The organism is Stenotrophomonas sp. YJH_SMC_53, from assembly GCF_059369995.1.
Genome location: NZ_JCAFTF010000006.1, coordinates 34778 through 53133 on the forward strand (window position 1 = coordinate 34778; position 18356 = coordinate 53133).

18 protein-coding genes are annotated in these 18356 nt (G+C 67.4%); 7 read left to right on the plus strand and 11 right to left on the minus strand.

Going from position 1 to position 18356, the window contains the following annotated elements; genetic code table 11:
• Nucleotides 1–100: 100 nt before the first annotated feature.
• Complete coding sequence (locus AC5P7X_RS10925; RefSeq protein ID WP_329842171.1) at nucleotides 101–982, minus strand: AraC family transcriptional regulator; 882 nt, start codon at nucleotides 980–982, stop codon at nucleotides 101–103.
• A gap of 106 nt (nucleotides 983–1088) precedes the next feature.
• Here AC5P7X_RS10925 and AC5P7X_RS10930 point away from each other — a divergent pair, with 106 nt between their 5' ends.
• Nucleotides 1089–1625, plus strand: a complete 537-nt coding sequence (locus AC5P7X_RS10930) for a carboxymuconolactone decarboxylase family protein (protein WP_053498885.1) — start codon at nucleotides 1089–1091, stop codon at nucleotides 1623–1625.
• 56 nt (nucleotides 1626–1681) lie between these two features.
• Here AC5P7X_RS10930 and AC5P7X_RS10935 read toward each other — a convergent pair whose 3' ends face one another.
• Together AC5P7X_RS10935 and fdhD are read right to left on the minus strand one after the other, a co-directional pair.
• Nucleotides 1682–2461, minus strand: a complete 780-nt coding sequence (locus AC5P7X_RS10935; protein ID WP_495214806.1) for a TraB/GumN family protein — start codon at nucleotides 2459–2461, stop codon at nucleotides 1682–1684.
• A 345-nt stretch (nucleotides 2462–2806) separates the two neighbouring features.
• Nucleotides 2807–3664, minus strand: coding sequence for a formate dehydrogenase accessory sulfurtransferase FdhD (gene fdhD, locus AC5P7X_RS10940; protein ID WP_329842173.1), 858 nt, complete (start codon nucleotides 3662–3664; stop codon nucleotides 2807–2809).
• 244 nt (nucleotides 3665–3908) lie between these two features.
• On the opposite strand from fdhD, the gene AC5P7X_RS10945 reads away from it, so the two are divergent.
• Together AC5P7X_RS10945 and AC5P7X_RS10950 are read left to right on the plus strand one after the other, a co-directional pair.
• Complete coding sequence (locus tag AC5P7X_RS10945; protein ID WP_329842174.1) at nucleotides 3909–6194, plus strand: FdhF/YdeP family oxidoreductase; 2286 nt, start codon at nucleotides 3909–3911, stop codon at nucleotides 6192–6194.
• Between the two features lie 484 nt (nucleotides 6195–6678).
• Entirely contained in the window at nucleotides 6679–7218 is a 540-nt protein-coding gene (locus AC5P7X_RS10950; protein WP_083297588.1) for a DUF411 domain-containing protein, read from the plus strand.
• Between the two features lie 116 nt (nucleotides 7219–7334).
• Here AC5P7X_RS10950 and blaL1 read toward each other — a convergent pair whose 3' ends face one another.
• Nucleotides 7335–8204: a L1 family subclass B3 metallo-beta-lactamase gene (blaL1, locus tag AC5P7X_RS10955; protein ID WP_372483675.1), complete on the minus strand. Its 870-nt coding sequence runs from the start codon at nucleotides 8202–8204 to the stop codon at nucleotides 7335–7337.
• A gap of 203 nt (nucleotides 8205–8407) precedes the next feature.
• Here blaL1 and AC5P7X_RS10960 point away from each other — a divergent pair, with 203 nt between their 5' ends.
• Both AC5P7X_RS10960 and AC5P7X_RS10965 read left to right on the plus strand, forming a co-directional pair.
• Nucleotides 8408–8674: a hypothetical protein gene (locus tag AC5P7X_RS10960; protein ID WP_005416705.1), complete on the plus strand. Its 267-nt coding sequence runs from the start codon at nucleotides 8408–8410 to the stop codon at nucleotides 8672–8674.
• A gap of 9 nt (nucleotides 8675–8683) precedes the next feature.
• Nucleotides 8684–9862 (plus strand): low temperature requirement protein A, encoded by a 1179-nt coding sequence (locus tag AC5P7X_RS10965; RefSeq protein WP_235647180.1) that lies wholly within the window; start codon nucleotides 8684–8686, stop codon nucleotides 9860–9862.
• Here the strand turns inward: AC5P7X_RS10965 and AC5P7X_RS10970 are convergent.
• From AC5P7X_RS10970 to AC5P7X_RS10980, 3 genes are read right to left on the minus strand one after another with little or no spacing between them, the layout of a single operon-like run.
• Nucleotides 9859–11304: a coiled-coil domain-containing protein gene (locus AC5P7X_RS10970; protein ID WP_495214807.1), complete on the minus strand. Its 1446-nt coding sequence runs from the start codon at nucleotides 11302–11304 to the stop codon at nucleotides 9859–9861. The genes AC5P7X_RS10965 and AC5P7X_RS10970 overlap by 4 nt on opposite strands.
• A 16-nt stretch (nucleotides 11305–11320) precedes the next feature.
• Nucleotides 11321–12808 (minus strand): DUF6384 family protein, encoded by a 1488-nt coding sequence (locus AC5P7X_RS10975; protein WP_495214808.1) that lies wholly within the window; start codon nucleotides 12806–12808, stop codon nucleotides 11321–11323.
• A 13-nt stretch (nucleotides 12809–12821) separates the two neighbouring features.
• On the minus strand, nucleotides 12822–14018 hold the full coding sequence (locus tag AC5P7X_RS10980; protein WP_495214809.1) for a cell surface protein: 1197 nt from the start codon (nucleotides 14016–14018) through the stop codon (nucleotides 12822–12824).
• Between the two features lie 303 nt (nucleotides 14019–14321).
• On the opposite strand from AC5P7X_RS10980, the gene AC5P7X_RS10985 reads away from it, so the two are divergent.
• Entirely contained in the window at nucleotides 14322–14756 is a 435-nt protein-coding gene (locus tag AC5P7X_RS10985) for an EamA family transporter (protein WP_329842181.1), read from the plus strand.
• Nucleotides 14757–14787: 31 nt separating this feature from the next.
• Entirely contained in the window at nucleotides 14788–15180 is a 393-nt protein-coding gene (locus AC5P7X_RS10990) for a DUF3224 domain-containing protein (protein ID WP_329842182.1), read from the plus strand.
• On the opposite strand, the gene AC5P7X_RS10995 is transcribed toward AC5P7X_RS10990, so the two are convergent.
• The 4 genes from AC5P7X_RS10995 to AC5P7X_RS11010 form a co-directional block, all read right to left on the minus strand.
• Complete coding sequence (locus tag AC5P7X_RS10995) at nucleotides 15177–15692, minus strand: DUF1697 domain-containing protein (RefSeq protein ID WP_353075224.1); 516 nt, start codon at nucleotides 15690–15692, stop codon at nucleotides 15177–15179. The genes AC5P7X_RS10990 and AC5P7X_RS10995 overlap by 4 nt on opposite strands.
• A complete protein-coding gene (locus AC5P7X_RS11000) occupies nucleotides 15689–16330 on the minus strand; it encodes a response regulator transcription factor (RefSeq protein WP_053501277.1) in 642 nt (213 codons plus the stop codon). Before AC5P7X_RS11000 ends, AC5P7X_RS10995 begins: the two co-directional genes overlap by 4 nt.
• Nucleotides 16323–17378, minus strand: coding sequence for a sensor histidine kinase (locus AC5P7X_RS11005; RefSeq protein WP_495214811.1), 1056 nt, complete (start codon nucleotides 17376–17378; stop codon nucleotides 16323–16325). Before AC5P7X_RS11005 ends, AC5P7X_RS11000 begins: the two co-directional genes overlap by 8 nt.
• Nucleotides 17379–17613: 235 nt before the next feature.
• Complete coding sequence (locus AC5P7X_RS11010) at nucleotides 17614–18351, minus strand: MgtC/SapB family protein (protein WP_053500236.1); 738 nt, start codon at nucleotides 18349–18351, stop codon at nucleotides 17614–17616.
• Nucleotides 18352–18356: the final 5 nt, after the last annotated feature.

Here is an 18356-nt window from a genome sequence, read left to right on the forward strand (position 1 = left end):
GTGGTAGAGCCGACTGTTGGTCGACTGCTCTCCAATCAGACAGCGAAAACCCCGCGCTTCGCGCGATAGTCGACTGACAGTCGACTCTACCTCTCACCCTTTACCCAGCCTGGGCGGCGCTCGCGGCCAACCAGGCCCTGGGCGATGCCCCCAACCGCTTGCGGAACGCCTTCGACAACGACGCGGTATCGGCAAACCCCACCTCGACCGCTACCTGCTTGACCGCCACGCCGGCCCGCAGCTGCGCGCAGGCCAGGCTCAGCCGCCAGTCCAGCAGATAAGCGGCCGGCGTTGCCTGCATCACCTCCTTGAACACTGCCGCGAATGCGCTGCGCGACATGCCGGCGGTCGCGGCCATACGGGGCAGCGTCCATTCGTCCTGCGGCGCCCGGTGCATCGCCACCAGTGTGCGTGCCAGCCGTGCATCGGACAGGCCGCGCATCAGTCCATGACTGACGCCCGCTGCATCCGGGTGGTCGACCACCCAGCGCAGGATCTGGATCAGCGCCACCTCGAACAGGCGATTGGTCAGCAGCCGTGAACCGCAGCGCTGGCGATCGGCCTCGGCAAACAGCAGCTGCAGGGTGTCATCCAGTTCGCCGATGGCCGGCAGCGGCACCACCATGACCGGTGGCAGCGACTGCACGATCGGATTGCGCGCACCGCCATCGAAATCCAGCGTGGCGCAGGTGAAATCCGGGCCATCCAGCGGCGCGTTGAAGAACACATGGTGCAGCGGCTGCGGGTACAGCAGCAGGCTGGGGGTGTCGATCTTCAGCCGGGGCAGCGCGATAGCGCCGTCGGGATGGCGGACTTCCATTTCACCCTGGCGCAGGATGTGCAGGAAGGCACGACCGGGCTGCGGCTCGAAGACATGGCGCCCGCACAGCGGACCGCTGTGGAACAGCGCGGCCTGCACCCGGAAGCGCTCCAGCAGGGAGGAGAGACGGTCGGGTGGGGAGGTGTCGGTGGGCATGCTCATGGATGAATGGACAACATGTGTGGCTAATTGCGCCTGAAGCGTCCAGCGAGTCTACCTAGGATGAGCGGGTCGTCCAATCCCGGGCGCTTTCCCAAGGAGATCCACCATGTCCCGTGTCCCCCTGATCGATGCCGCCAACACCACCGCCGACCGCCAGGCCCTGCTGGGTCAGGTGCACGCTGCCTTCGGCGCCACCCCCGCCATGTTCCGCGCCGTGGCCAACTCGCCAGCCGCCCTGCAGAGCATGTGGGGTTCGTTCGGCGCGCTGGGCGGCGGTCGCCTGTCGCCGCTGCTGGGCGAGCAGATCGCCGTGGCCATTGCCAACCGAAATGCCTGCGAGTATTGCCTGGCTGCACACACCGCGCTGGGCCGCAAGGCTGGTGCCAGCAGCGAGCAGATGGCCGCTGCACAGATCGGTCAGTCCAGTGACCCGGCTACTGCCGCCGCCCTGGATTTCGCGCTGAAAGTGGTCGAGCAGCGTGCGCAGATCGCCGAGGGCGATGTGCAGGCGCTGCGTGCGGCCGGCTTTGACGATGAGCAGATCGTCGAGATCCTCGCCCATGTGGCGCTCAACCTGTTCACCAACTACGTCAACGTGGCGTTCGACGTGCCGGTGGACTTCCCGAAGGTCGCGCTGCGCTGAGTGCGATTTGTCCGGGTGGCCGAGTGCTGCCCGGACCTCGGCATCCAGCTCGGCGGCTAGGCGGGCTGGAAGGTGAATCCATGTTCGCGCAGGCCTTTGATGTAGCCACTCCCGTCGAACGCGTCCTCAATATCCAGTACTGCAAGCGTGGTGGATGCGTCCCCGGTCGCGGCGTCCACCGCATTGAGCCAGGCATCCAGCCGCAATGCGTCCAGCGCGAGCGCAGCGGCGGGCGTGTCCGCCGGCGTGTCGCCACTCGTGTCGTCCCCGTACATGGCAACGGCATCGCCCTGTGCCCAGGCCTGGGCCTGCGCGACGGCGATCCGCGGCAGCTGGCGCAGTCGCTGCACCTGTGCCGCAAACCGGGTGGTGTCATCGAGTACAGCGTGTGCCGGGGCACTGTCGCCATTCAACGGAATGTCGATGGTCAACTCAGCGCGTGGCACATGGTAGCGGCCTCCGGCTGCATGGCTGGTCCGGCGCAGCTCCTTGCAGAACACCTTCGGCGATTCCAGGCCGTGGCGGGCCATGATGGCCTTGCGCAGTACCTTGAGCGCGAAAAAGGGACGCAGGTGTTCCAGCCCGACAGACGCGATTCCGCTGTGCTCCACTGCCGCCTGCCATTCGGCATGGGCCTCGGCGGGGAGAAGATCGCGCAGCGTGCGGCCGTCCGCGATGCGGTGAACGATCGAGGCATCCGCCACCACCCGGCGCAGCCGGGTCAGCGCGCGCAGCCCAGAGCCTTGCCATGCGCCGCTGATGTCGACCTTCGGTCGTGCCAGAAGCGTGTTCGCCGCCGACGCAATGCGTCCCGCGTCGCCCAGCTGCGATGGCATCGCGCCGGGAAGCGCAGCAGGGACAGGGAGGAGCCACAGGCGTGCATCCGCACGCTGCGCGAGCCAGAGTGCAGGACCTTCTGCGCGGATCGTAGGTGCGGCAAGGGTGTCCGTCCTGCCCGCACCGCTGTTCCTGGGCGACACAGATACTGTCCTCACCGTGCGATGGACGGAAACGTCAAGCGACACGGACAGCAGTGAACGGGTTGGGCGGGCAGCCGTCTTGGGAATTCCTGCAGGGGAGGGGCCTCGGTTGGTGTAGCCGATGCTGGGCATCACAGCGGATGCCGGCTATCGGACAACGACGACATCGCTGGCCGTGCCTGCGCGCCCCTCGCGTGGGCGCTACCCTTCCGTACCGCTGTCGTTCTCCGTCACCTGCAAGCGCTCGGGATGGGTATACACATTGAACCCGCTCTCCCGCGCGAACCCGACCAGGCACAGGCCGGCACTGCGGGCCAGGTCGATCGCCAGCGCGGTCGGTGCTGACACTGCAGCCAGTATGCTGGCACCGGCGCGCACCGCCTTGCTGACCATTTCGTAGCTGGCCCGGCTGGAAATCACCAGCAGGCCGCCTTCGATGGCGTGTTCGTTGTGGTGCAGCGCACCGATCAGCTTGTCCAGTGCATTGTGGCGTCCGACATCCTCCCGCACCCAGCCGATGCGTCCACTGGCATCGGCCCAGGCCGCGGCGTGGGTGGAGCCGCTTGCCGCATTCATCGGCTGGTGCTGCGTCAGCGTGGCCAGCGCGCGCTGCAGAGCGGCGGGCGAGTAGCTGCGTCGCTCGCGGATCTGCGGCAGTGGGCGCAGCACTTCTTCCAGCTGGCGCGTGCCGCACAGGCCACAGCCACCACGACCGGGCAGCAGGCGTCCATTGGACGGGTCCAGGTCGGCACCGGGTGCCTCCTCAGCCACGGTCATCTGTAATTCGATGCCTTCCAGCTGCGGGCGGATCTCGATCGACAGCAGCTGCGAGGGGGTGTCGATCAGGCCTTCGCTGAGCGAGAAACCGAGCGCGAAGTCTTCCAGGTCGCACGGTGTGGCCATCATCACCGCAAAGGCGGCGCCGTTGTAGCGCAGCGCCACCGGCACTTCTTCGGCCACCACATCGACCTGCTGCTGTTGCCCCTCGTTGCGCCAGCGCTGCAGCGGGCGTTGGGCGGTGCCGGCAGGTGGGGTGTGCGGCGGGATCGAATCAGGCATGCAGCGCGTCCGGACAAGGGAGAAACGCGGGCGGGCCACCGCCTGCGGTTTCGAGGATAGCGCAGTGGTCGCGCGCAGACGCGGCTGTAACCGTTGCCATGGCAGGTTGTGCTGAAAACCGCCTGTACCCTCTGGCGAAGCCGCGCAGGCCGTGCTTGACTGTGCGGCTGGTCGTGCCATTGACGGCGCCGCCGGACCGCGTTGTGCCGATTGTTGCTGCGTTCCTTCCGTAAGGTTCCCGAACATGTCCGAGCAGAAACCGCCGCGTTACAAGCCCTACAACCAGCCTGCCGGCGGCTGGGGTGCCGCCGGTGCCACGGCCAAGGTGCTGCTGCAGCAGAGTGTGATCGGCAAGGGGTCAAAGGCGTTGCTGGCGATGAACCAGCCCGGCGGCTTCAAGTGCCCCAGCTGCGCGTTCCCCGATGCCGACGAACGCAGGAAGCTGGAGTTCTGCGAGAACGGCGCGAAGGCACTGGCCTGGGAAGCCACCCAGTTCCGCGCCGGCCGCGAGTTGTTCGCGCAGCACACCGTGACCGAGCTGATGGCGCAGACCGACTACTGGCTGGAGATGCAGGGCCGGCTGACCGAGCCGATGCGCTACGACGCAGGCACCGACCACTACGTGCCGTGCAGCTGGGACGATGCCTTCGCACTGATCGGCCGCCACCTGCAGGCGCTGGACAGCCCACACCAGGCCGAGTTCTACACCTCCGGGCGCACGCCCAACGAAGCAGCATTCCTGTATTCGATCTTCGTGCGCGAGTTCGGCACCAACAACTTCCCGGACTGCTCGAACATGTGCCACGAGCCGACCAGCCGCGGCCTGCCGCCGGCGATCGGGGTGGGCAAGGGCACCATCGTGCTGCAGGATTTCGAGCACGCCGAAGCGATTTTCGTGATTGGCCAGAACACCGGCACGAATTCGCCCCGGATGATGAGCAACCTGGTCGAAGCGCGCAAACGCGGCATCCCGATCGTGGCGGTCAATCCGATGCCCGAGCGCGCGCTGATCCGCTTTGCCGAGCCGCAGGACGTGGTGCAGATGGCCACGTTCGGTTCAACCGAGATCACCAGCGAGTTCGTGCACATCCGCATCGGCGGCGACCTGGCCCTGATCAAGGGCATGATGAAGGTGATGTTCGAGCGCGAGGCACAGGGCGAGCGCGTGCTCGACCATGGTTTCCTGTCAGAACACACGGTAGGCCTGGAGGCGCTGCGCGAAGACGTGATGGCGCAGGACTGGGACGAGATCGTACAGGTGTCCGGCATTTCGCAGGCGCAGATCCGTCGATGCGCGGAGATCTACATCCGCTCCAACGCGACCGTGATCTGTTACGGCATGGGGCTGACCCAGCACCAGTATGGCTCGCGCCTGCTGCAACAGGTCGCCAACCTGCTGATGCTGCGCGGCAACTTCGGCAAGCCCGGTGCGGGCATCGGGCCGATCCGTGGGCATTCCAATGTGCAGGGCGACCGCACTGTCGGCATCGACGAGAAGCCCAAGCCGGCCTATCTGGAACGCGTGCAGCAGGTGTTCGGCTTCGATCCGCCGCGCGAGCATGGCCATCATGTGGTCGAGTCGATCGAGGCGATGCTGGATGGCAGGGCCAAGGTGTTCATCGGCCTGGGTGGCAACTTCATTCATGCGGTGCCCGATACGCCTCGCGCGTATGAAGCGATGCGTGGGCTGGACCTGACCGTGGGCATCGCCACCAAGCTCAATCGAGGTCATCTGGTTCATGGCCGCGATGCGCTGATCCTGCCGGTAGTGGCGCGCTCGGAGCGCATCGTCACGCCGGCCGGCGAGCAGTTCGTCACCATCGAAGACGCGATGTCCAATGTGACGGCTTCGCGCGGCGTGCTCGAACCGGTCAGCACGGAGGTGCTGCCCGAGGTCGAGATCGTCTGCCGCATGGCGATGGCCGCACTGCCAGGCAGCAAGGTCGACTGGGCGCGCTGCATGCACGACTATGCGCCCATCCGCGATCTGATCGCTGCCGTGTACCCGGAGATCTACACCGGCTTCAACGAGCGCATCCAGCAGCCACGCGGGTTCCATCTGGACATTCCGCCGCGCCGCCGCGTCTGGCCCACGCCGAATGGCAAGGCCAACATCCTGGTGATGCCCGGCCTGGACGTGGACGATCCGGTGCACGATCCGGACATGTTGCGGTTGGCCACCGTGCGCTCGCACGACCAGTACAACACCACCATCTACAGCTACAACGATCGCTATCGCGGCGTGTACAACGATCGCATGGTGCTGTTCATGAACATCGAGGACCGGCTGGCGCGCGGACTGCAGAAGGAAGCGCTGGTCAGCCTGGAGACGATCAGCCGCGATGGCGTGCAGCGGCGCATCGAGGGCCTGACCGTACTGGACTACCCGATGCCGCGCGGCGCGCTGGCCGGCTACTACCCGGAACTGAACCCGTTGTTGCCGCTGGACTACTACGACCGCATCAGCGGTACGCCAGCGGCCAAGTCGATCCCGGTGCGGATGAGCGCGATGGTGGCGGCGATTGCGTGACACGCGCATCGGCTATCATCGGCGGGTGAACCTGCCTGGCCTGCTGCTGCGATGGATGCTGCTTGTCGCCCTGGTGCTGAATGCACCGGCGCTCGCGCTTGCCTCATCTTCGTACAGCGGGTCGGCCAATCAGGATCACTGCGCTGCACCGCACTCGGCCGGCATGGCGGCAGCCGGCTGCTGCGATGATGCGGCCCCGGCGGCCTGCCAGGGTGGTGAGTGTGAATGCCCGCCGGCCTGCCTTGGCATGCTGGCCACGTTGAGCGGAACGCCCGCCTCGCCGTGGCGCGAGGCGCCGGTAGGCGCCGGTTCCCAGCAACGCGCACCGCCACCGATGCCGGACCCATTGCGGCCCCCTATCGCGTGATTCCCTGCAGGCGCTCAAGCGCCTGCCGTAGCTGCTCGACCTTTCTCGACTCTGCCTGTGCCTTCGATGCGCGGGCGACGGGCCGCGTTGCCCGCCTCTGCAAAGGAATCACTCCCTATGAACCGTACTCTCTCGCTCGGCCTGCTGCTGGGCACCGTGTTGGCCACGACCGCCTGTGCACGTGCCGCCGAAGAATCTGCCGCCGCACCGGTCGCCAGCGCGGCACCAGTGGCACCGATCCAGGCCAGCCCGGCGAAAGTCGATCCGGCCTTGCCGGTGGCCATCGTGCACAAGACCGCCAGCTGTGGCTGCTGTGGCATCTGGGTCGACCACCTGAAGGCCGCCGGCTTCCAGGTCGATGTGCGCGACACCGATGACATGAATCCGATCAAGGTCCGCCTGGGTGTACCGGTCGGCAAGGCGTCCTGCCATACCGCCGAGATCGGCGGTTATGTGGTCGAGGGCCACATCCCGGCCGAGGACATCAAGCGCCTGCTGGCCGAACGCCCGGCCGCGCGCGGGCTGGTGCTGCCCGGCATGCCGGCCGGTTCGCCGGGCATGGAAATGCCGGACGGCTACGTGCAGCCGTATACCGTCGAGCTGGTGCGCACCGACGGCAGTACCGAACCGTTCGCCCAGCACGGACAGGGTGGCTGATGGACGGCGGGTGCCGGTCGTTCTGACCGGCACTCTTCGACGCGTCCTGTGTAGAGCCGAGCCCACGCTCGGCTGTGTTTGGCCGGCAAGCCGAGCATGGGCTCGGCTCTACGGGATCAGCGTGCTGCGGCCGTTTCCCTGGCCAACTGTGCGTCGAACTTCTTCTCGGCCGCATCCGCGTAGGCCTTGCAGTTCAGTGCCTTGTCGCTGGCCTTGCTGCCAGCGGCATAGTTCCAGTTGCTGGCGCCCGGATGCGGGGTCAGCAACAGGTCGCAGGGCAGGCCGCGCACCGTAGCGAAGCTGCGCCGGTAGTCCTCGACCAGGTGGGGATAGCCGGCGTTGCCCTGCAGCTGGTAGCCCGGCGCACTCAGGCTGTCGGCGTAGGCGATGCGCACCGGCTTGCCATCGCGGGTATCGGTCCAGGTCCAGGCGGTGCTGCCCGGGGTGTGCCCTGGCATGAAGTGTGCGGTGAACGCGATGCCACCCACCGTGACCACTTCGCCATCCATGATGATGCGGTCGGTGCTGGCCGGCGGAAAGGTGATGCTGTCGCCAAAGTGCAGGTCGTTGCTGCCCCCGCGCGCCAGCAGCACCGCTGATTCGGCGTTGGCTACCACCATCGCACCGGTACGGCGCTTCAGTTCTGCCACCGGGCCCGCATGGTCGGCATGCGCATGGCTGAGCAGGATCAAGCGCAGGTCCTGCGGCGCCACGTCGCGCACCTTCATGTTGCTGATGAGGTGGCTGGCCATCTGCGGCATGCCGCCGTCGAGCAGCACCGCGCCGTCGGCGGTCTGCACCAGGAGCGCGGTCAGGTCCTCAGTGCCGATCTGCCAGGTATGGTCGGCAATCTGCAGCGGCGCCATCGGCTGCAGCCAGGATGGGTCTACGGTGTAGGCCTGCAGCTGTGGCAGCGGTGAGTCGGCGGCAGTGACATCAAAGGCAAGTGTGGCAGTCAGGGCAAGGGTCGTCAGGCAACGGCGCATGGCGGAGAGGGGTCTGGATAGGGTCGGATGAAGCTAGCACGTACCCTGGACGGCCCGTTTCGCGAATAACTCATGGCTGCCATAAGGTTCGCCGCAGCCGATGCCGGGATTGTTCGCTTGCTCTGGACTGTGAATCCATCTGCACGGGCTGTTGCGCACGATCGGCCGGGGCTAGCCTGTTCCCAGGCTCAAGGAGGTGGACCATGCATGTGCTCATGGTGATGCTCGGCGGCGTGCTCCTGCTGGGCGTGTTCCTGCTGTTTGGCCGTCTCTGGAGCGTGGGCACCTCGCAGCTGCCCACGGCGCTGATCGCCTTCATCGCTACCTGGCTGCTGGTGGCCGTGGCCAACATGTGGGTGGGGGTCAGCAAGGCCGGTTACGCGGTACGCGAGGAGTTGCCGATCCTGTTGCTGGTGTTTGCCGCGCCGGCGCTGCTGGCCGGTTTCCTATACTGGCGCCTGGCGCGCTGAAGGAGTTCCATGCGTACCCGACTGCGCCTGCCTGCGCTGCGCCACCGTGATGGCCACCATGCCCGCGTGACCTACGAAGAACTGTTCTTCGATCTGGTTTACGTTTTCGCGGTCACCCAGCTCAGCCACCATCTGTTGCACCACCTGGACCTGGCTGGCGTGCTGCAGACCCTGGTGCTGTGGTTCGCGGTCTGGCTCGGCTGGCAGTACGCGTGCTGGGTCAGCAACTGGTTTGATCCGGAGGCGCCTCGCATCCGGGGCCTGTTGTTCGCCACCATGCTGCTGGCGTTGTTGATGTCCTCGTCCATTCCCGAGGCGTTTGCCGATCGTGCGTGGATCTTCGCCGGGGCGTACGCCACGATGCAGGTCGGACGCACCGCGTTCGTGCTGATCGAGGTCGGCCGCAACCATCCGTTGGCGCCGAACTTCCGCCGCATGCTGGCCTGGGTCAGCGTCTCGGCCTGCTTCTGGCTGGCCGGCGCAGCGGCCGAGGGCAACCTCCGCCTGGCACTATGGGCGGTGGCGGTGGCCTGCGAATACATCTCGCCGATGTTCGGCTTCGCGTTCCCGGGCATGGGTCGTTCGCACACCCGCGACTGGACGATCGAGGGCGGTCACCTGGCCGAACGTTGCCAGCTGTTCGTCATCGTCGCGCTGGGTGAGACGTTGCTGGCAACCGGGGGCGTGCTCAGCGACGTCGAGCATTGGAGCCTGGAAGTGGTTTCAGCGGTGTTGGCCACCTTCGCTGGCACGATTGCGATGTGGTGGCTGTACTTCGGCATCTCCAGCCGTGATGCCACAGAGGCCATCACCCACGCCGAAGACCCCGGACGGATGGGCGCCAACTTCCATTACGTGCACGCGCTGCTGATCGCCGGCATCATCGCCACCGCGGTGGGCAACGATCTGGTCATGGACCACCCGGCGGCGGCGGTCACCACGGTGTACGCCACCGTGATGGTGGCGGGCCCGCTGATCTACCTGCTGGGCAGCGCCCTGTACAAGCGCGTGGTCTATGGACGCGCGCCGCGCTCGCACCTGCTGGGCGCGGCGGCGCTGCTGGTGCTGGGCCTGGTGTTGCCCTGGATGCACCTGCTGGCCGCCGGATGGCTGACCAGCCTGGTGCTGCTGGGCGTGGGCGTGCTGGATGCGCGGCTGAAGCGGCGCACCCGGCCGCTGCCGGGCTAGAACCCGCCGCCGGTCTTGAAGCCACCGCCACCGCTGATGCCGCCGCCGCTGTGGAAGCTGCCGCCGCTGGAACTGGAACTGGAACTGGAACTGGAACCGGAGCTCGAGCTGGAACTCGAACGCGAGCTTGACCTCGAGCTGGAACTGCTGGAACCGCCCGAAAGCAGGTCGAACAGGCTGCCAGAGGAGCGGGTGGTGCTTTGGCTGCGGGGGGTGCTGAAGAAGGATGCGGCGACGGTGGCCGGGGCGGCGGACCGGTAGCTCGGCGCCTCGTAGGCCTGGCGTTCGATGTCTGCTGCTGCCTGGTAGCTCCTGCGCGCGGCCTGCAGGCTGTCCAGGCGCTTCTTCAGCACGGCCATTTCACGGGTGTGCTCAGCCACCATGCCGTCGATCTCGTCCAGGCGCAGGCGACTGCCATGGATGCGTTCAAGCACGGCATCGTCCTCGCCGGACGCGGTGGCGGCGACGCGGCGGTACAGGTCGTCCATGCTCTTGGCCGACAGTGTGCGCGCCAGCGCGGTGAGCAGGGCACCGCCTTCGGCATCGGTCCAGCTGCGGAAGCCATCGATCTGTGCCTGCTTGGCATCCACGGTCTGACGATGCAGCTGCTCGGCGAGGAGCGCCTGCGCTACTGCGCTCTGTGCCGTCTGCAGCTGCTGGCGCAGCGGGTCGCCACCAGCGCGGGCGAGGGCGGCATCGCGGGCCTGCTGAACCGGCTGGCGGGCGGCCTCCACGTCGTCGCGGGCGCGTCCGGCATGTTCCTGCAGATAGGGCGGAAGCTCGACCAGCGTGGCGTACTCGCGACGGGCACGGTCGAAGCCGCACAGCCCGGCCAGCCAGCCATCGACGGTGCGCACCAGCGGCCAGCCGCGGTACGCCGTGCTGCCGTAGTTGCGCCGGTGCAGGTACATGAAGATCGGGTCGGCCTGGTAGGCGCCGGCCTTGGCGTCATGCTCCGACTGCGCGGAGGCGGCCATCCGCTCCACCGTGTCAGCGCGCGCCACGGCCAGCTGCAGATCGTCCTGCAGGGCCCTGTAGGTGGGTTCCGCTTCCAGCGCGGTGTCCACCTGATCCTGAAGGGCCTGCCAGCGTCCACCGGCGGCGTCGCGCGCGGCAACGGCCTCCCGCGACCGCTGCTGCAGCGACTGCTCGATGTCCAGCAGTGCCTGCAGTTCGTCGGCCAGCACCGCCGCTTTGCGGTCACGGCGCTGCAGATCGGCGCTGGACTGCTGCAGCAGGTCCCGGGCCAGCATCGGCGGCGCATCGGTAGCGGCCTCGGCCTGCAGGCGGGCCAAGGTGTTGAAGTCGTCGCGGACTCCGCCGTGCAGCGCTTCCTGTTCCTTGATCAGTTCCCGGCACTGGTCGCCACGCGCGGCCAGTTGTGCCTGCACCTGGCCGATATCGGTTTCGACATCGGCAATCGCGTCGTTCAGGTCTCTCATGTCAGTTCCTTACCCATCACCATTGGGTGATGTAGCCACCGGTGGCGGGCATGCGGAACCGCGGCGACAGGCTGCCGCGCGGCTTGCTGCCGATCTGGTCGTCTTCGATGATGCCGTTGTCCTGCTTGTCGGCGGCAACGCGGTTGTAGGTGGCCTCGGGCACGCGTACGGCAAACACCGAGACCCGTTCCTCCTTGCCGGTTTCCTCGTTGCGGATCGGCAGTTCAACAGCGTTGCCGGCCTCGTCCAGCGCCTCGGTCACCAGGTAGTAGTTGCGGCCACCATTGGCCTTTTCGTTGTAGCGCCAGACGCCGGTGCGTTCATCGTCACGGTTGACGATGCGGTAGACTAGGGTCTGCGACAGCAACCCCACCAGCTGGCTGACCTCTTCCAGGGCCGGCCCGGCTTCGGCCAGCGTCTCGACCCGGATCAGGCGGGCGGCCTGCTCCAGTGCACGCTCGAAGCGCTTGCGGTCTTCGCCGGCGACACCGGTGGCGAGGCCATCGGCCTTGAGCTGGGCCAGGCGCTCGTTGAGCGCGGCCAGTTTGTCGGCGCTGCCGATCAGGTCCTTCAGGGTTGCTACCGCCTGCCCGGCCGCGGCGATGTCGCCCGCGCGCACTGCGACATCGCCGCCGGTGTAGGCGCGTGCGCGCACCAGCTCGGCATCCGGCGCCAGGCGTGCTGCCTTTGCAGCGGCGTTGGTGGTGTCCAGCAGCTCGCTGGCCTTGATCGCCTGGCCGAGGGTGTTCAGCCGCTCGGTCAGCGGAGGCAGGGTGTCCTTGGCCTGCGCCAGCAGTTGCGCCGCTGCCAGCCGATGCTGCTCCACCTGCGCGGCCGCCTGCTGGCCGGTGGCGCTGCCACCGCTGCTGAGCCGGGTGAGCTTGTCCTTGCGCACAAGGGTCGGCTGCGCGGCCAGTGCGGCGGGAACCTCGGCAAAGCGCCGCTGTGCCTCGACCAGCGCGGCCTGTGCGCCCTCGGTCAGCGGCTGCAGGCGCTCGCCGCTGGCGGTGGCACGTGGCAGCAGTCCCTGCAGGGCCTGTTCCTGTGCAGCCAGCAGGGCGCGCGCTGCGGCAGCCTCCTGTTGCTGTGCGGCCACCTTGTCGTTCAGCACCTGCACGTTCTTCTGCACGTTGCTCTCGTGCACGAACGCGCCGAAGCTGCGCGCCATCACCAGCAGGACACCGAGCATCAGCAGCACCAGGGCTACCATCAGCGCCCATTTCAGCAGCCGGCTGCGGTCGATCCAGCGCCGCGCCAGCCAGGCCTTCCAGCCTCGCGGCGCGGTGTAGAGGTAGCGCTGCTCACGCTGGGCCTGGATGCCGGCTTCGAGGATCTCGTCGGAGACCTCGATGCCCTGCGAGCGGTACAGCTCAAGCAGGCGCTGCTTCAGCGTCGCCTTGTCATGGCCGCTGTCGGCCAGCGCCTTCATTTCGGCATTGCGGTAACGCAGCTGGTCGACCACATCCATGGTCAGCAGCGCATCCTGCAGCTCGGCAGGGGCCATCGTCGCACTCACCTCAGCGCGACTCCGGGCTCGGCGGTGCCTGCAGCAGGGCGGCGAAACGCTGCTTGCCCTGTTCGACATACTCGGCGATCTCCGCCGAATCGCGGGTGGCCTGGCCGCGCAGCTGCTCGATCTCCTGCAGCGAGGTCTCCTGGAAGCGCACCACCGCGTCGACCAGCTTGCGCACCGAATCGACGCCGATGGTGGCGCCGTAGCCGGCCTTCAGCCCCTCGTGCAGCACGTCATCGCCAATGTTGGCCACCGCTTCCAGGCCCTTGGAGGTGCCCTCGGTCATCGCATTGAGCGCCTGCGTGGACTCGTGCAGGCCCATCTGCGTGTTGAAGGCCAGGTTCAAGGCGGTGAAGCTGGTTTCATTGGTGGAGAAGAACACCACCGAGCGCTCGTTGACGCGGCGCTTGATCTCGTGCGACTGGTGCACGCGCAGCATGATCGCCTCGGAGGTGGCGTAGTTCACCTGCAGGTTCTCGGCCAGGTCCTTGGCCAGCTGGTAGCGCGACTCCTCGGCCTGGTTGTTGCGCAGGGCCTCGTCGCGGGCCATGACCAGGCGGCCGGTATCGGCAGCATCGGCGGCCGGAACGGCCGACTCCACGCGCTGCTGCGCCTGCTTCAGCGCCTCGCGGGCATCGGCCAGCGCCTGCTCCTGCAGCTTCAACAGCTCATGGGCCTGGATCTCGGCATCCTTGATCGACAGGCGGAAGTCGCCGTACATCTCCAGCACGCGCGACTCGCGCTGCAGCTGCTCGGCCGAATCGCGGCTGACGTCCAGGAACGTGCGGCGGATCTTCTCGAACCGGCTCGGGATGTCGCCGCGGGTCACCTTCATCCACAGGTTCTGCAGGCGCTCGCCCATGTCGATCCTGCCGTCGCGCACCTGCTCGACCATGGTGCTGGCATCGTCACGGATGCTGTCGAAGGCGCGGATGATCTCGGTATAGCGGTCGGACACCTTGGCCGAGCTGATTTCATCACGCATCACGGCATTGAAATGCCCGGACTGCTGCAGCACGCGGGCAATGGCCACCACGCGGCCCTGGTCAAGGTTGGACAGCTGCGAGACCAGCGCGATGGCCGGAGCGTTGTTGTCCTGGGGAGCGGCCAGGCCCAGGCTGCGCAGCGTGGCCATGGCGCGGTCGAGGTACTTGATCGGCGCGGTAGCGGCCGGCGTGGCAAGGAGGGTGTTCTCGGACATTTCGACGGCTCCGGTCAGGGCAAGCGATGAGGAACCTGCCATGCGGAACGGGCAGGTTGCTGCGAAACGAAGGGGAGGGGAAGCAGCAGCCGTGCGGTGCACGGCAGGCGGGCCCGGTCAAGGGACGACGGCCCGGCAAGGGCGAGGGTGGTGTCCTGTTCACGCATGGCGCATTCCCTGCAGATCGCCCCCCTGGCGATTCCTCACCCATTGTAGCGGTGGTGATGGGCAGGTGAAGCCCCACCGATGGCAGGGTGGAGTAGCGTTGGCGCACGCTCATCCGTTCCGGCAAGCGAGGGGTCCGTGCAGAACGTACCGCAGTGGTTGATATGGGCCGGACTGTCTGCCGTGTTCGCGGCGCTGACCGCGCTGTTCGCCAAGGTGGGCGTGAAGGGTGTCGACTCGGACCTGGCCATGGCCATCCGCACCCTGGTGGTGGCGGCGGTGATCCTGCCGTTGGTGGTGGTCACCGGCAAATGGTCCAACCCGTTGCTGCTGCCGGGGCGCACCCAGCTGTTCCTGGTGCTGTCGGCGCTGGCCACCGGTGCGTCGTGGCTGTTCTACTTTCGCGCGCTGCAGAGCGGAGAGCTGGCCAAGGTGGCGGTGGTGGACAAGTTCAGCGTGGTGCTGGTGATCGTGCTGGCCTATCTTCTGCTGGGCGAGCGGCCCAGCCTGCGGGAGTGGAGCGGCATCGGCCTGGTGCTGGCCGGGGTGATCATGCTGGCCACGAAGAAGTAGCCGCGTTCAACCGACCAGAGGGGAGAGCAGGATGCAGGGTGAAGCACACGGTACGTTCGAAGTTGATCTGCGGCCGATAGGTGGCAACGACGGCCCGATCGCGGTGATGTCGATCAACAAGACCTTCGCCGGCGACCTGCGGGGCAGCAGCGTCGGCCAGATGCTGGCCTTCCGCACGGCGGTGCAGGGCTCGGCCGGCTACGTGGCGATGGAGCGGGTGACGGCCACGCTGGCCGGGCGCCACGGCGCGTTCACCCTGCAGCACAATGGGTTGATGACCCGTGGCACGCCCCAGCTGAGCGTGGTGGTGGTGCCTGATTCCGGCAGTGGCGGCTTGCTGGGCCTGGTCGGCACGCTGGAGATCACCATCAGCGAGGGTCGCCATGACTACCGGCTCCTGTACAGCCTGCCGGAAGAGCGCTAGCGCAGTTCCGCTGCCATCGCCGCGAGCCGGGCGACGGTGTTGAGATTGCGTGCCGTGCCCTGTGCCGAACCGGGAATACGCAAGCGCGAGTCGGCCATGCCGGCACCGTAGTGGATGAAGATCTCGCGCGTGCCGAGTGCGAGCTGTTCATCGCGCCGGCCGGTCACGCCGTCCAGCGGATCGGCAGGCAGGCTGCCGTCGAGGAACAGCGCGACCACACGGTTGCCGGCGGCCTGCGCAAACGGGTTGCGTGCCACTACGCCGGCGATCTCGTTGGCCGAGCGCACCAGCACGCCCAGCGGCTTGCCGGCGTACGCCTGCAGCCGTTGGGCGAGGGCCTCCCGTACGGTGGATTCATCAAGCCCGCTGCGGAACACCACATTGCCGCTGGCGATGTAGGTGCGGACATCGGCGAAGCCTGCGTCCTCGCACATCGCCACCAGTTCGCGCATCGGCAGCTTGCCGGTGCCGCCGACGTTGACCGCGCGCAGCAGCGCGACGTGGACGTTCATGGCGTACCCGCCTGCAGGCGGTCGTACATGCGCACCAGGTCAACCAGGGTGCGTGCGCCCATCTTGCGCATCACCTGCGCACGGCGCACCTTCACCGTGATCTCGCTGACGCCCAGGTCGCCGGCGATCTGCTTGTTGAGGCGGCCGCGCACCACGCCATCGACCACCTCGCGCTCGCCAGCATTGAGGGTGTCCCAGCGCAGCTGCAGCGCGCCGAGTGCCTCGCCCTCGCGGCGGCGCTGGCGGTCGATCTCGATGCCCTTGTGGATGGCATCAAGCAGTTCCTGGTCACGGAAGGGCTTGGTGAGGAATTCGATGGCGCCGTCCTTGATCGCGTTGACGCCCATCGCGATGTCGCCGTGACCGGTGATGAACACCACCGGCAGCTGCAGGCCGTGGCTGCTCATCGTGCGATGGAATTCAAGACCGCTCTGGCCGGGCATGCGCACGTCCAGCACGAGGCATGCCGGTGCGTCTTCCAGCGCGTGTTCGAGGAAGGCCTGGGTGGAGGCGAAGGCCCGCACCTGCAGGCCCATCGAGGCCAGCAGGTCTTCCAGCGCGGCGCGCACCGACGGATCGTCGTCGATCACGTAGACGATGGGTGCCGGGTCGGCGATGGGTGCAGCGGGCTTACGCATAGGGAGAGTCCGTGGCGATGGGCAGGTCGAACACGAAGCAGGCACCGCCGCCTGCGGGTCGTTCGGCACGGATCTGGCCGTCGTTGGCTTCGATCATCGAGCGGCTCAGGCTGAGACCCAGCCCCAGGCCGTGCGACTTGGTGGTCCAGAAGGCATCGAACACACGCTCGGGATGGTCGGCGGGCAGGCCGACGCCGCGGTCACGCACACTGAGACTGACCCGCTGGCCGTCACGCCGGGTCAGCAGTGACAGGCGCCGGTCGGCGGCGGGCACGGCTTCCATCGCGTCCACCGCATTGAGGATCAGGTTGCCGATCACCTGCTGCACCTGCACGCGGTCGGCCTGCACCGGTGGCAGTTCGGCGTCCAGCAGCAGCGCCACGGCCACGCCATGCCGGTCCAGCTCGCTGCGCGACAGCGCCAGCATTTCCTCCACCGCCTGGTTCAGATCGAAGGCGCGTCGTTCCGGTGCCGCGCCCTGGGTCAGGCCGCGGATGCGGGCGATCACGTCGCCTGCGCGGTGTGCATCGGCCAGGATGCGGGCCACGGTCTGCCGGGCCTTGTCCACGTTCGGTGGGTCCTGCGCGAGCCAACGCTGGCAGGCTTCGGCGCTGCTGGCGATGGCCGCCAGCGGCTGGTTCACTTCATGCGCGATGGAGGTGGTGAGCTCGCCCACGGTGGAAGCGCGCGCCACGCGCAGCAGGCGGCCCTGTGCTTCCTGCACGGCGGCCTTGGCCGCTTCCATGTTCAGGGCGAGGTAGGTGGTGATGCCGATCACCAGCATGCCGATCACCGAGTTGACCAGGCCGATGCGATAGGTGCCGAAGCGGGTCAGGAAGAAGCTCAGCCCGGTCAGCGCGATGCAGGTAATGGCCAGGGTGATCAACCCGCGTGCGCCCATCACGCGCGATGCGGCCAGGATGACCGCCGCGTAGAAGCAGGCAGCGGCAACCGCGTAATCGGTGACGGTGTCGATCAGGAAGATCGCCGCCATCACGACGATCAGGGCCAGCAGCACCAGTGGGCGGCGGGGCGACAGCGATGGCATCGGGACGGCTCCCTGGCGTGGGCGGAAAGGATAGCAAAGCCGCCATCGGTGGATGCCGACCCTGGTCGGCGTGCTCCTGCGCGGTGGGTGCCGGCTCCTGGTAGGTGCCGACCGTTGGTCGGCACAGCACTTGAACGGCGGGGCGATGAGGGTTTGTGCCGACCAACGGTCGGCACCCACCAAAGCGATGCACGGTGCACCCGGGGGGCATGAAGTTGCCGGCCAGCGGCCGGCACTACTCCTCCAGGCTGGCGTTCCAGAACCCCTGCAGCACGCCGGGCGTGGTCGCCAGCGTCGCCAGTACCGCATCCAGTTCGCCGGCATCCACCGTGGTGGCATACAGCACCGCTTCGATTTCCACGTCGCGCTCGCCAAACGGGCGCTGGTCCACCGCGCGCACCGGGTACTGCGCCTGCTCAAGCAGCAGCAACAGCTGGTCCAGTACCTCGGCCTGCTGCTCGCGCTGGCAGACCACGTTGATCGCATAGGTTGCCTCGCTGAACGCTTCCGGCAGCGGCTGCCGCTGGATGCGGTTCACCACGGGCCGAAGCAAAGTATTGGCGGCCAGCACGAACACCGCCGCGAGTACTGCTTCGGGCAGCAGCTTGATACCGGCACATGCACCCACCGCCGCCGATCCCCACAGGGTGGCGGCGGTGTTCAGGCCGGACACCTGGGCGCCGTCCTTCATGATCGCGCCGGCACCGAGGAAGCCGACGCCGGAGATCACATAGGCAACCACATGCAGCGGCGACGGCGGGCCGCCGTACAGGTCATGGAAGCGCACCGCCAGATCGACGAACACCGCCGCTCCCACCGCCACCAGCGTGTTGGTACGCAGGCCGGCGGTGCGTTGCCGCAGCTGGCGTTCCAGGCCGATGACCGTGCCCAGCACGAACGCCACCGACAGGCTGATCAGCGAGCTGAGCGTGGCGCCGGCGTTGAACACCGGCAGGTTCGGATTGATGTCCATTGTGT

Coding starts and splice junctions, on each gene's coding strand:
- AC5P7X_RS10925 (WP_329842171.1), bottom strand. CDS start 982: ATGAGCATGCCCACCGACACCTCCCCACCCGACCGTCTCTCCTCCCTG.
- AC5P7X_RS10930 (WP_053498885.1), top strand. CDS start 1,089: ATGTCCCGTGTCCCCCTGATCGATGCCGCCAACACCACCGCCGACCGC.
- AC5P7X_RS10935 (WP_495214806.1), bottom strand. CDS start 2,461: ATGCCATCGCAGCTGGGCGACGCGGGACGCATTGCGTCGGCGGCGAAC.
- fdhD (WP_329842173.1), bottom strand. CDS start 3,664: ATGCCTGATTCGATCCCGCCGCACACCCCACCTGCCGGCACCGCCCAA.
- AC5P7X_RS10945 (WP_329842174.1), top strand. CDS start 3,909: ATGTCCGAGCAGAAACCGCCGCGTTACAAGCCCTACAACCAGCCTGCC.
- AC5P7X_RS10950 (WP_083297588.1), top strand. CDS start 6,679: ATGAACCGTACTCTCTCGCTCGGCCTGCTGCTGGGCACCGTGTTGGCC.
- blaL1 (WP_372483675.1), bottom strand. CDS start 8,204: ATGCGCCGTTGCCTGACGACCCTTGCCCTGACTGCCACACTTGCCTTT.
- AC5P7X_RS10960 (WP_005416705.1), top strand. CDS start 8,408: ATGCATGTGCTCATGGTGATGCTCGGCGGCGTGCTCCTGCTGGGCGTG.
- AC5P7X_RS10965 (WP_235647180.1), top strand. CDS start 8,684: ATGCGTACCCGACTGCGCCTGCCTGCGCTGCGCCACCGTGATGGCCAC.
- AC5P7X_RS10970 (WP_495214807.1), bottom strand. CDS start 11,304: ATGAGAGACCTGAACGACGCGATTGCCGATGTCGAAACCGATATCGGC.
- AC5P7X_RS10975 (WP_495214808.1), bottom strand. CDS start 12,808: ATGGCCCCTGCCGAGCTGCAGGATGCGCTGCTGACCATGGATGTGGTC.
- AC5P7X_RS10980 (WP_495214809.1), bottom strand. CDS start 14,018: ATGTCCGAGAACACCCTCCTTGCCACGCCGGCCGCTACCGCGCCGATC.
- AC5P7X_RS10990 (WP_329842182.1), top strand. CDS start 14,788: ATGCAGGGTGAAGCACACGGTACGTTCGAAGTTGATCTGCGGCCGATA.
- AC5P7X_RS10995 (WP_353075224.1), bottom strand. CDS start 15,692: ATGAACGTCCACGTCGCGCTGCTGCGCGCGGTCAACGTCGGCGGCACC.
- AC5P7X_RS11000 (WP_053501277.1), bottom strand. CDS start 16,330: ATGCGTAAGCCCGCTGCACCCATCGCCGACCCGGCACCCATCGTCTAC.
- AC5P7X_RS11005 (WP_495214811.1), bottom strand. CDS start 17,378: ATGCCATCGCTGTCGCCCCGCCGCCCACTGGTGCTGCTGGCCCTGATC.
- AC5P7X_RS11010 (WP_053500236.1), bottom strand. CDS start 18,351: ATGGACATCAATCCGAACCTGCCGGTGTTCAACGCCGGCGCCACGCTC.